General features: G+C 24.4%; 11 protein-coding genes and 1 tRNA gene. 10 read left to right on the forward strand and 2 right to left on the reverse strand.

Translation table 11 applies throughout. The features are described from left to right. The first annotated feature begins 113 nt into the window (after positions 1-113). From ACZ5EC_RS02070 to ACZ5EC_RS02100, 7 genes are all read left to right on the forward strand, one after another. Positions 114-815, forward strand: coding sequence for a cytochrome c biogenesis CcdA family protein (locus ACZ5EC_RS02070; RefSeq protein WP_464303307.1), 702 nt, complete (start codon positions 114-116; stop codon positions 813-815). A 230-nt stretch (positions 816-1,045) separates the two neighbouring features. Next, positions 1,046-1,546: a hypothetical protein gene (locus ACZ5EC_RS02075; RefSeq protein WP_464303308.1), complete on the forward strand. Its 501-nt coding sequence runs from the start codon at positions 1,046-1,048 to the stop codon at positions 1,544-1,546. Between the two features lie 21 nt (positions 1,547-1,567). Then, the gene (locus ACZ5EC_RS02080) at positions 1,568-2,374 is read left to right on the forward strand and encodes a phosphorylase family protein (RefSeq protein ID WP_464303309.1); all 807 of its coding nucleotides are present in this window, start codon (positions 1,568-1,570) and stop codon (positions 2,372-2,374) included. A 301-nt stretch (positions 2,375-2,675) separates the two neighbouring features. Further along, a tRNA-Leu gene (locus ACZ5EC_RS02085) sits at positions 2,676-2,759 on the forward strand. A gap of 531 nt (positions 2,760-3,290) precedes the next feature. Then, the gene (locus ACZ5EC_RS02090) at positions 3,291-4,364 is read left to right on the forward strand and encodes an IS110 family RNA-guided transposase (protein WP_464301764.1); all 1,074 of its coding nucleotides are present in this window, start codon (positions 3,291-3,293) and stop codon (positions 4,362-4,364) included. 83 nt (positions 4,365-4,447) lie between these two features. Then, entirely contained in the window at positions 4,448-6,085 is a 1,638-nt protein-coding gene (locus tag ACZ5EC_RS02095; RefSeq protein ID WP_464303310.1) for a phosphoenolpyruvate carboxykinase, read from the forward strand. 65 nt (positions 6,086-6,150) lie between these two features. Beyond that, the gene (locus ACZ5EC_RS02100; RefSeq protein WP_464303311.1) at positions 6,151-6,933 is read left to right on the forward strand and encodes an MlaE family ABC transporter permease; all 783 of its coding nucleotides are present in this window, start codon (positions 6,151-6,153) and stop codon (positions 6,931-6,933) included. A 102-nt stretch (positions 6,934-7,035) separates the two neighbouring features. Here ACZ5EC_RS02100 and ACZ5EC_RS02105 read toward each other — a convergent pair whose 3' ends face one another. Then, positions 7,036-8,379 (reverse strand): FAD-dependent oxidoreductase, encoded by a 1,344-nt coding sequence (locus tag ACZ5EC_RS02105; protein ID WP_464303312.1) that lies wholly within the window; start codon positions 8,377-8,379, stop codon positions 7,036-7,038. Positions 8,380-8,885: 506 nt separating this feature from the next. On the opposite strand from ACZ5EC_RS02105, the gene ACZ5EC_RS02110 reads away from it, so the two are divergent. The 3 genes from ACZ5EC_RS02110 to ACZ5EC_RS02120 all read left to right on the forward strand — a co-directional run bounded on the left by ACZ5EC_RS02110 (position 8,886) and on the right by ACZ5EC_RS02120 (position 11,572). Then, positions 8,886-9,602, forward strand: coding sequence for an ABC transporter ATP-binding protein (locus ACZ5EC_RS02110; RefSeq protein WP_464303313.1), 717 nt, complete (start codon positions 8,886-8,888; stop codon positions 9,600-9,602). An 81-nt stretch (positions 9,603-9,683) separates the two neighbouring features. Further along, on the forward strand, positions 9,684-10,637 hold the full coding sequence (locus ACZ5EC_RS02115) for an MlaD family protein (protein ID WP_464303314.1): 954 nt from the start codon (positions 9,684-9,686) through the stop codon (positions 10,635-10,637). Between the two features lie 35 nt (positions 10,638-10,672). Then, entirely contained in the window at positions 10,673-11,572 is a 900-nt protein-coding gene (locus tag ACZ5EC_RS02120) for a tetratricopeptide repeat protein (protein ID WP_464303315.1), read from the forward strand. On the opposite strand, the gene ACZ5EC_RS02125 is transcribed toward ACZ5EC_RS02120, so the two are convergent. Further along, positions 11,569-13,011 (reverse strand): hypothetical protein, encoded by a 1,443-nt coding sequence (locus ACZ5EC_RS02125; protein WP_464303316.1) that lies wholly within the window; start codon positions 13,009-13,011, stop codon positions 11,569-11,571. The genes ACZ5EC_RS02120 and ACZ5EC_RS02125 overlap by 4 nt on opposite strands. Between the last annotated feature and the right edge of the window lie 62 nt (positions 13,012-13,073).

The raw sequence follows: 13,073 nt of genomic DNA on the forward strand, positions 1-13,073 counted from the left end.
ATTGTATTAGCTTTACAAAATCTAAGAAAAAATTTAATCTTTTATATCTTAATATGTAAAAAACACATCATTTAAATCTAAATAGATAAAAAAACAATAATTTGGAGTTTTGAATGAATATTACTATATCAGTAAATCCAGATCTTAATTTCTGGATAGCATTCTCAGCAGGGATTTTGTCTTTTTTTAGTCCTTGTATTTTACCTTTGATTCCATCTTATTTATCTATAATTACAGGATTGTCTATTGATGATTTAAAAACTTTAAATAAAAAAGTTATTCTTTTAAGGGTAATTTGGAAAACATTGTTTTTTAGTTTAGGTTTTTCTCTTATCTTTATTCTTTTAGGTGCAACAGCTACATCTATCGGGAAATTATTACACCAATATCAAAATCTTATTTTTAAAATTGGAGGTGTTATTGTAATAATTTTTGGAGTTGCAATAACAGGTATAATTAAATTAAATTTTTTAAATTATGAAAAAAGGTTAAATATTAAAACCTCTAAAAATTTCTTTTTCCCTTTTTTATTTGGTTTAACTTTTTCATTAGGATGGTCACCATGTATTGGTCCAATATTAGCTTCAATTTTAATTTACGCATCTTCAGCAGAAACTGTATTAAGAGGTGTAGTCTTTTTGTCTATTTATTCTTTAGCCTTATCAATAATGTTTTTAATATCTGGGATTCTATTTACATTCTTACTTACAAAAATTCCTAAAATTTCAAAATATACAGGATTAATTGAAAAAATTTCTGGAATATTATTGATAATACTTGGAATTTTAATGATATTCGGTAAGTTTCAATTTTAATATTTTTTCTATTTTTAACATTTTTAATATTTTTTATATTTTTAAATTACATTTTAAAGTTTGTACTTTAAATTTGACAAAACCTAAATATCAGGTAATTATTTATTATAAAAACAGGATATTTAATTATTCAAATATTTAAAATTTTTATTAGTACAAATGTAATGTAAACTAATTTGATTGATTTTAATTTATAATTTAATTAATTTATTACTTTAAAGGGACTAAAAATGAGATTTAAAAAAAATTTAGCTATTATTATGTTTGTTTTTATTTTGATAAGTTTTGTTTCTATTTCTGTTTTTTCTCAAACCAATGATGAAAATGAACAAACATATTTTGATGATTTAGGTTTAGAAATAGGTGCTGGCTTTTATTCTTTTTGTGGTAGTGGATTTCTATTTAAAAATTGGTTTAATGAAAAATTTGCATTTGGTTTTAGTTTATTTCCTTATGCAGATTTAACATATAATGATTTTGAGATGAATATAGGTATAGAATTAAATTATAGAATTAAAATATATAAAAGAGTTTCTCCCTATCTTTATTTAGGAGGATTAATTAATTATGATGGTTATTATAATAGTATAAATTTTACTACAGGTTTAGGTTTTGGAATACAGTGGATGATTTTGAAAAATCTAGATTTACAGATTCATATTGGATTTGGTTTAATTAATACAACTGAATTTATTTTTGGAGGAGGAGTCGGATTATATTTTGCATTTTAAAAGCCTATAGAAAAAAATATAATGGATAATAATAAAAAAAATATTATAAATCCTTCAATTTTTTATTCTAATTTTTATTCAAAAGATAAAATAATAAGTTTAAAATCACTTTACAATAAAAAGAGTGTATTTATAGTCTATTTTATTAAAAACAGCTATAAAAAAATATTTGTTAATGACTTAAACCTTACTTTAATTGATCCTATTACTAATTTATATAAATCAAATCTCAATGATAATATATTCATTTGTATATCAAAAATGGGTTCACCTGCAGTTTCTATGCAAATTGAAAATTTAATATATATGGGTTTTGATAATATTATTCATATTGGATTAGCAGGATCATTTTCAAAAGATATTTCTGTTTTTGATTTTGTAATTTCTACAGGAGCATATGCTGAAACAATTGTTCCTTACCTTTATATGAACAAAAGTTTTGTTTATAACCCTAATAATAAGAAATATGATAATAACAATTGGTTTTTACAACATTTTTTTTCAACTTCTGATGGTTTGACTAAAGTAGTAATGGATAACTTTTGTAAGCACAAAATTAAATATAAAATTTCAAATATATTTACAACAGATCTTTTTTATAAAGAAACCTATAATAAATTTGAAAATCTATTAGAACACAATGCTAAAATTGTTGAAATGGAAGGGGCTTCAATATATTCAATTTCAAATAATTATAATAAAAAGGTTGCTGGTTTATATATAATTTCTGATACATTAGTAGATAAAAAATGGCAAAAAGTAGTATTTAACGATTTGAGTAAAAGTTATAATACCATAAAAAAAATTATACTTAATTTTCAATTTTGACTATAACTGTTTATATAAATGTTTAATTTAAAAGTTATTTTAAATAATTAATTGATAATAGGTAGATAAGTTTATTATATTAATAATACTAGATAATAGTCATAATCAAAATTTAATTTTATTTGTAGATGTTTTATTTAATTAATATTAATAGGAGGAATTTAAATTATGATATTTATATAAACCATTAATTAAAGAAAAACAAAAAAGTTTGTTAATTTTTATAAATTTATATATTGACTAAAATTACAATTTTGTTAATTTATTTGTGCATATATTTATTGTGATAGTATTAAAAAATGCAGCAGTGGTGGAATCGGCAGACACACTAGCTTGAGGGGCTAGCGGGCTTACGCCTGTGGGGGTTCAAATCCCCCCTGCTGCATTTTTTTATTTTTAATCAATAGTCTAAATTCTTCAAAATTTAAATGATCTGTTTAATTTAATCAATAAGTTAGATTCTTCAAGACTTAAGAATTCTATTTAATTTTATAAAGATCTATGGAACATAAGTTGAAATATAAATAATTCTAATGAATTGAATTTTACTAAATTAACAAAACAAAATCTTACCATTTTAAAATCTTAATTTTAAAATTTTATTTGACATTAGTAAATTTAGCAATTTAATAAGGGGGAAATCATTTTAAATTTATTAGGAGATGTGATAAAAATCAATAGCAGGGGATAAAGAAACTGCTTTCAGGCAACGAAAATAAACCTGAAAGCAGATAGGCTTAGGTTCGACATTTAATTTGGTCAAAAAGACCGTTTAGGAGAATGAAGAGCCTACAGCCGAATCAACATAATAATCGGATTTTAACAATCCAGATTGAATAGGAGAATGGATTATTCTCTGTAATAAATATCGTAAAGAATCTGCTTTCAATTAAAAAAAAATAATTGGAGGAGGCAGATGAAACTATCAGTTGGAGTTGATTTACACAAGCATCAAATGACGGTATGTATAAAAAATTTAGAACAAAGGATTGCAGATATTAATTGGAAATTTTCTACAAAAAAAGAAGGATATATGGAATTTGTAAGATTGTTAAAGAAATTATCCCAACCAGAAGAAATTGAAATAGCAGTAGAATCTACAGGAAATACAAGATATTTCAAAAGAGAAATGGAAAATTATGGATTTAAAGTACATGTAGTAAATACCTTAAAGTTTAAAGTAATAAATGAATCAATAAACAAAACAGATAAACATGATGCAAGGACATTAGCAGAATTTTTATCAAAAGATATGATACCAGAAGTAAATTTATGTAAAGAAGATAGTAAAAATTTAAGAGATTTATTAAAGCATAGGTCAGTATTAAAAAAGACCAATGTAAGTTTAAAGAATCAAATACATGGAATAATGTTAGAAATGGGTATAGGAACAAAGAATGGACAGCTTAACACAAAAACAGGAAGGGTAAAAATTATAGAACAAATATCGGACCCAATAAAAAAAAGTATAGTATCAGGGATAATAAAAACAATAAATAGTATAGAAAGTTTAATATCAGAAATAGAGAAAGAGCTTTCAAAGATGACAGAAAAAGATGAAGCAGTAAGAATACTAAGGACAATACCAGGATGTGGATTGATAACTTCAATTACTTTAAGGGCTTACATAGATGACATAAATAAATTTAGTTCATATAAAAAGCTTTCTTCTTATTGTGGATTGGTACCATGGGTACAAAATTCAGCAGACAAAGAAAGATATGGGAATATAACTAAAAGAGGTTCACAAGAATTGAGAACAGCATTTGTACAGATGACAATGGGTATGATAAGGGTAAAAAGAGAAAGAGAAAATAGATATATGAAATCTTATAGAAATATGAAAAAAATAAAAGGAAGTGGAAAAGCAATAATAGCAACTTCAAGAAAGTTAAGTAAATTGGTATGGACATTATTAAAAAATGGTTGTGAATATGATCCAGTAAAATCAAATGATATATTGTTAAATAAAGATTATTCCGTTGCCTGAAAGCAATGATTTGAGGTTTTACCTCGTTTATATAAATTAGCAGATTTTTTGATATTTAATATTGATTTTTATAGGAGCAGATAATGGATAATAATAAAATTGAGTCTCTTTTAAATTCTAAAATTTATAAAAATATTGAAAGGAAATTATTAATCAAGCATGCTATTGAGAAAAAGGAAGCAATTGTTTTAAATACAGGTACACTTGCTACCTGGACTCCTGTTGAATCAACTGGTAGAAGCCCTAAAGATACTGTTACAGTCAAAACTAAAAAAAATGAAAATTTTATTGATTGGAATTCACCATATAATATTCCAATTTCTGAAGAAACATTTTCCATGATAAAAGAAGATGCTATAAAATTATTAAACAATTATGATGAATTGTATATTACAGAAAGACAGATTGGTTCAGATAGTAATTATGCTTTAAAGGTTAATACAATAACTCCAAGCTCTCTTACAGCATTATTTACAGATAATATGTTTAGACCACTTGATAATATTAACGATTCAATTTTTAAAGACAAACCTTTCACTCTAATAGTATTACCAAAAGACAAACTTAATAGTGATAGGTATGAAGGTAGATTAAGGAAAATAAAAGAAACAGGGAAAACTTCTGATATGGTAATTGCAATTAACTATGATGATAGAATGGGGATTGTGATTGGTTCTCAATATATGGGTAGTGTTAAAAAATTGATGTTTACAGTTATGAACTATTATCTTGTTTTTGAAAATATTTTACCACTTCATTGTTCAGCTAATGAAGGTGAAGATGGAGATATAGCTTTATTTTTGGGATTATCTGGAACTGGAAAAACTACATTATCAGCAACTGCTGATAGAAAATTACTTGGTGATGATGAGCATGGATGGTCAGGCAATGGAGTTGCTAATTTTGAAAATGGATGTTATGCTAAATTGATAAATTTAAATAAAGATAAAGAGCCAGAAATTTATAATGCTTGTTTCCACCAAGCTGATCCACTAAATCATGGAGCTATAGTTGAAAATGTTATGGTTTATCCTGATGGAACTTTTGATTTATTTGACAATAGATTCACTGATAATAGTAGAGGTTCATACCCTTTGACTTTTTTAAAAAATATTAAAAAATCATCAACTGGTGGACATCCCAGAACTATAATATTTTTAACAGCTGATGCTAATGGTGTTTTACCCCCAATATCAAAATTAGATAAAAATCAAGCTATGTTATGGTTTTTAATGGGATATACTTCAAAATTAGCAGGTACAGAAACAGGTATTGTAGAACCTGTATCAACTTTTTCAAGGTTTTTTGGAGCTCCATTTATGCCTGCAAATCCAGATTTTTATTCTAATCTTTTGGGTAATTATCTTGAAAAATATAATACAAAAGTTTTTTTAATTAATACAGGATGGATAGGAGGTCCTTTTGGTATTGGTAAAAGAATTGATCTTAATTTAACAAGAGCAATGGTTAAAGCTGCTCTGGACGGAAAACTTGAAAATGTTAAATATAAATATGATACTATTTTTCACTTAAATGTTCCAGTTTCATGCCCAGGTATAGAAAATAATGAAATATTATTTCCTGAAAAAATGTGGAACGATAAAAATGAATATTTAAAAAGAGCTAAAAGATTAGCTTCCGATTTTTCAAAATATTATGATACCAATTTTAAAAACAAAGTAAAAAATAAGGAAATTGAAAAAAATTGTCCTGGAAAATAGCTAATTGATTATAAAACATTTAAATTAAATTAGAAAAATTATATTTATGTATTAAAATAAATTTGATGAGGAATATATTTAAACCTATTTTTAATTCTTTTTCAAAAACTTTTCATTTCTATGGTGGAGTAGCTGGTCTAATTTTTTATAGTATTATTGCTAATATTAAAGAGAAAAAAGGTTCAAAAATTACCAGGCGTATTCTCTATATGCAAATATATTTTACTGGAAATCAAGCATTAAGATTGATAAGCATTGTTGCTATAACTTTAGGAGCAGTTACTGTTTTGCAGCTTTTTACACAATTGTCTAAATTTGGTGCTCTGGATTATGTTGGAACAATTCTTAATATTGTTTTAATTAGAGAATTAGGTCCAGTTATAACAGCATTTATAGTTATTGCAAGATCTGGTACAGCAATAGCAGCAGAAATTAGTACTATGCAGGTTAATGAAGAGGTTAATGCTCTGGAGATGATTGGTATAGATCCGTTAAAATTTATTGTTTACCCAAGATTAATGGGAGTTGTAATTTCTCTTTTAGTTTTAAATATTTATTTTGATGCTATTGGTGTTTTAGGTGGATTTGCTATAGGTTATATATATTCAGGGATTACTTTTGATATGTTTATCAGGTATGTAATGACTTCTATTACTCCAATTGATTTATTATCAGGTTTTTTAAAGAGTTTTGTATTTGGGTTTTTTATAGCATCAATTGCTATATATCATGGGTTTCAAGCAAAGTTCTCAACTCAAATTCCTCAAGTAACTACAAAAGCTGTTGTTAATTCAATAACAACAATCTTTTTTATAGATCTTTTAATAACAGCTCTTTTTTATATTTAGTGCATTAATATTATAATTAGAAATAATTTATGAAAAACTAAAAAATAAAACTAATAAAAAAAGGGCTACCCCATAAATTTGAGGTAGCTCTTTCAAAATAATTTATTTCATCTTTTCTACATTTTGTGCTGCAATAACAAGTGGGTAAACTGTAGGTGCAGCTGTTAATTGTGGATGAGTAGCTATTTGTAAAGTTGATATTTCATTAGCAGTCATTCGTTTTTGAATTGAAGTTGCAATTACATTTATAATTTCTCCTGCAGATTTTCCTCCCATTACCTGTCCACCAAGAATAATTTTAGATTTTTTAGAAAATATTAATCTAACTTTTACTTTCGAAGCATCAGGCATTGCTCCAGGATGTCTATCAGGAGAAGCTGCTTCTCCAATTAAAATGTCAAATCCAGCTTTAAGTGCTGATTTTTCAGTTAATCCTGCAGAGCCTAAAGTTAAACCATTAACATATGTTGAAAAAACAGCAATTGTACCATGATTAATTCTTACTGCCTGGATATTAAACAGATTTGCTCCAGCAATTCTTGCTTCAGCAGTTGCAGTTGATGCTAACATCACAGGTGTGTGTTCTCTTGTAAAAAAATCTCTTTTTTCAGCACAATCTCCAACAGCAAAAATGTTCTTATCAGAGGTTCTCATGTAATCATTAACCCAGATTCCACCGCCTCTACCAATTTCTAAACCACAATTATGAACACATTCTGAATTAGGTTTTGCACCTATACCTAAAACAACAAGATCAGCATTTATAGTTTCTCCTGTTGAAAGTTTAATACCAGTAACTTTATCTTCACCTAAGATTTCTGTTACAGTAGATTTTAAAAGCAATTTAACCCCTTTTGTTCTAAGTTTTTCTGCAGCAGCATCACAAAATTCTTTGTCAAATGCATTAGTTAAAACATTATCTAACATTTCAACTAAATAAACATTTTTTCCTTCATTTGAAGCTATTTCATCAGCCATTTCGATGCCAATAAAACCACCGCCTATTATAACGATATCTTTAGCTTCTTTTGTAGCTTTAACCATTTTTAGAAGGTATTGCATATCTTTTAAAATAGGGTAAACATTTTTCTTTTCAATTCCTTTAATTGGAGGAACAATTGGTTTTGAACCAACTGCCAATACTAGTTTTTCATATTGAATTTGTTCACCAGATTGAAAAGAAACAACCCTTTTTTCTTTATCAACACATTTAGCAGTATCAATTTTAACAGTTATCCCTTTATCTTCCAATCCTTTAGTTGATAATCTATTTTTTTCCGGGTCAGATAAAGTTCCAAACATATAGGGAATTCCACAAGGAATAGCACCATCAGCCACACTTTTTACAAGTATAATTTTTTTATCAGGATAATGACCTTTAGCAGTTGTAGCAGTAATTATACCTGCAGGTCCTCCACCTATAATTAAAATATCTGTATTTAACATAACATTCCCCCTTGTTTTTTCTTAAGTATATAACTTTCTTAATTTTGTCAATAAAAATATGTGATAAAATTAACAAAATAAGTTGCTTGACTAAAATAAATAATATAGTTAGAAATAAATTTATAGAATTATTTTTATCAATAGTTATTTTTAATATTGAAAACTTAAAAAATATTTAATTATGTTTATATTAAAATTTGTAATTATGGTAATTTTAAAAACCGAGAAAAAATTATCATTAAAACATTTACATTATAAAATATTTATGTTGAAACTTTACAAAAATATAAATTCTAGAAATAATGTAATAAACTAGAAATAATATAATAAATATTTAAAATGAATAATAGTCCAACTAATTGTTTTTTTAATATTTTAATAATGAAAAAAAAGTTTTTTATATTATAATTATAATGAATTTGAAAATAAAAAGCTTGCAAATATAAAACAAAGAAAGTCTATATTAATTTTAGAGGATTAATTTAAATGCTAATTCAGGAAGTTAAATGAAAAAACATATAATATTAAATGATATTAATTTAAATTTTGGAAAAACAATAATTTTTAAGAATCTTAATTTTAAAATATTTTCAAAAGAAATTATAGTAATTATAGGTAGAGCAGGATGTGGAGCTACCTCATTATTAAAAATTATTTCAGGACTTTTATTCCCTCAAACAGGAGAAGTTTTAATTGATGGAGAAAATTTGCTTAAATTTACAAAAAAACAAATATTAGAATATCATAAAACTTGTGGATTTGTATTTCAAAATTCTGCTTTAATTAGTAATATGACAATTTTTGATAATTTAGCTTTATTTTTTTATTATCATAAAAATTATACACAAAAAAAAGTAAAAGATTTGGTAGAAAAAATTTCAGAAAAATTTCATTTATCTGAAAAATTAAACAAAAGGCCAAATGAGTTAAGTATTAGTGAAAGAAGGTTAGCAACAATAGCTAGAGCTTTAATACATGATCCTGATTTAATTTTTTTTGATGAACCTTCTGCTAATTTAGATGAAATAGTTACTGAAAACATAAAAAATGTTATGTTAGAATTAAAGGAACAGGAGAAAACTATAATTTTATCAACACATAATCTTAATTTTGCTTTAAGTTTTGCAGACAAATTAGCAATTTTAAACGAGAATAAAATAAAAGAGATTATTAATTTTAAAGAAAAGAAAATAACTATACCTGAACTGTTAAGTAAATTATGATGAACATCAAATTATTAAGTTTATTATTAAGTTTATTATAATGATTAATAAATAATTTGTTAATAAGAAATGGAGAGATAAATGCCATTTACTTTTTCAAAAGTACAAAAATTGGTATCAATATTTGTAATTTTTAGTTTTTTCCTTTTATTAGCAATTTCTATATTTATACTTAAGGGAAATAAACTATTTGTTAAAAAAATAAAATATCACACCTTTTTTAATCAAACATATGGTCTATCTTCAGGAAGTCCATTGAAATATAAGGGGCTTGAAATAGGAAAGGTTACAGGTATTAAACTTACAAAGCAGAATAAAATTTTACTTGATTTTAATGTTTATGAAGAATATAGATCACTTTTTAGAGAAGAAACTGTTTTAAAAGTTTCTTCTGGTTTAATTGGTTCTGCTACTTTAGCAGTTCAACCTGATTTAGATAAGACTCATTCAATTAGACCAGAAAATAGTTTGATTTTTTCTTCTGATATGGAAGCTGGAATTAAAATATTAAATAGAAATATTAAAAAAGTGGAAAAAGGGGAAGATATTACTGCTAAAGCCAGTCAGGTTTTAGATATGATAGCTGATATGAAACCTAAAATTTATAGTATACTGGATAAACTAAATAAAACCCTGGATACATTTAATGGGACAGCTTTAGATCTGAAAGAAGTTAGTTCAAGTTTAAAAGGGGAAGGGGAAACAGAGTTAGCTAATAAAATTTTCTTAATACTTGATAATTTAAATACTACAACACAAAAAGCTAATTCTTTAATCTCTAAATTTAGCTCACCTGACAATTCTATTGGAAAATTTTTATCTGATAAACAAGAATTATATAATAAAATTGATAAGATTCTTGATAATTTAAATTATTTACTTAACAATTTTCAAGATCTTCCAGACGAAATAAAGGACATTTTAGATATGACAAAAGAAAATTTAGTGCAATTGAAATATGTACTTGAAAATGTTCCTTTGATCCCTAAAAAATCGGAAGTTCAAAATATTACTATTACATCGGAAAATAGATAAATTAGAAAATAGATAATTTAGTATAGGATATTTTTATGAAAAAAGAGTTTAATAATAAATACAAGGTTTCAATTAATTTTAAAAAGTTTATATTTTTTTTAATTTTACTTACCTTTGTCTTTTTCTTAATTGGCTGTGCTTCAAAAAATTATACTATAAAAAATAACCTTAAAAAAAAGATTCAATTTACAATTGCACAGGGGGATTCATACTTTAATTCATATCAACTTGAAAAAGCTTTAAATTCATATAATGAAGCTTTAAAAATTATTTATCTTGTTAATGACCTTGAGAATGAGATTATTGTTAATTTAAAAATTGCTCAAATTTATATTCTAAAAAATGATTCTGAAAATGCAAAAATACAAATTGATCTTGTAGCTTCACTAATTCAATACTTTCAAAATGATAAAGTTTATTTTAATTATTATCAGGTTAATGCTCAATATCTTGTATTTCTTAAAAATTATGATGAAGCATTAAAAGATTATAAAAAAAGTCTGGAATATACTAAAAATAAAAAGCTTATTGCAAATATTTATAATAAAATTGCAAAAGTATACATAAAATTACAAAATTATGTTAGTGCAGAAACTTATCTAAATAATGCAATTAAAATTAACAAAGCTAAAAAATATTATGATGGGTTGGGAGATAACTATTATAATTTAGGGTTAGTTGAATATTATAAAAAAAATTATGAGAATGCTATTTCATATTTAAATCAGGCTTTAGAAAATGATAAAATTAATGAAAATATTTATGGTATTTTTTCAGATTTAAATTTAATAGCTAAAATTTATATTACAACTGGTGATTATGATAAAGCAAAATTTTATTTAAATGAAAGTTATAAGTTAGCAAAATCAACTGAAAATAAAACCTTAATTGAAATAGTTGAAAATAAATTAAAAGAATTAGAAAAAGAATATTAGTAAGAATAAAGATTATATCTTGTCAATAAAAATAATCCATTAAATATATTTATTTTTCTTTTATAACTTTCCTGTAATAAAAATTCTAAATTTTTATTAGTAGGTGGTGGACTAATATCCCACTCTTGTGCAAATTCTAAACTAAAAGTTCTATCAACACATTGGTGATTCATAGGATCAAAAAGATATTCGGATTTTGTATTTATCCAGTATGAACCTATTTTTAATGAATTTGGAGGTATATTTTGAGGGAAATAATAAATATCCCTTTTTAAAACCTTTTTATAATAATTTTCATAATTGCCCTTTATACCCCATTTTCTAATTATATATAAATATAATGCCGCAAGATTAAGGTGCTTCAAACCTCTAACTTCTTTGTTTTCTAAAACTTTTAAAATTTTTAATGCTTCTTCTTTTGAAACTGTTGAAACAATTATATATTCAAAAAATTTTAAGTTTATATCATATTCATTTGGAGTAAACATTTGTAATTTTTTCAATATTGGGGTTTTCCATGGCGATATAAACCCAAATATTTTAAATTTTTTTGTTATAATATCTTTTTTGATTAATAATATTTTAAATTTTGAAAAACCGGACAATTCCAGATTTAATCTTTCTGCATTAATGTTTATACTTCTATTTTTTCCTAATACATAATCAAATGCATATTTAAATCCATAATAATGTAATTGAAGATACCATGCAGAATTATATAATCTTTTTTCATTGGGATTGTATAAAATATAAAAGTATTTATTAAAATAGTTGTTTAGATAAGAAAAAAGTTTTTTTATCTTTTGTTTTAATTGGTAGTCTTTATCATTATCCAGATAATAATAAATCATAAATAATGCTGTTACAAGCCCTATCATTTGATCTTTTGATGCTTCCAGAGATGTTATATGTTTATCAAAATATTTTATATATGTATCTTTTGTATTATCTCTTAAAAATATACCATTGGTTTTTTCAAGCATCAGGTAAATTGAGTCAACAAAATTTTGCATTAGTAATTTAATCTTTTTAGAATGAGTTTTTTTGTATTCTAATCCAAGGAAAATGCCATAAAATCCCTGTGCCCATAATTTATCTGTAACAACATCATAAGTTTTAAATTTTCCATCTTTAATCCATGACCATACTGTAACCCAACCATTATCAACATAATTGAAAATAAGATTTTCATAAAGTTTAAAAGTTTTTTCATTCATTGGATAAATTTCTTTATTATAAGTTGTGATATTATATTCATTTAAAGTATGTTTATTTATATTTTGTATTTTAGAAATGGGTCTCATATATTCCATGTTTTTATATAATTGTAGAAATGTTAAATTGTCTTTAGGATAAAAATTACAACCAGTAGAGGTAATAATTATGATATTAATAAAAAATAGAAAAAATATTTTTAATATATTTATTCTTTTTCTCATTATATTTATATATATAACAAAATATTACTAAATACAAAGCATATTTTTTTATTTTATCTAAA

The sequence above is a fragment of the Exilispira thermophila genome (genome assembly GCF_055389015.1).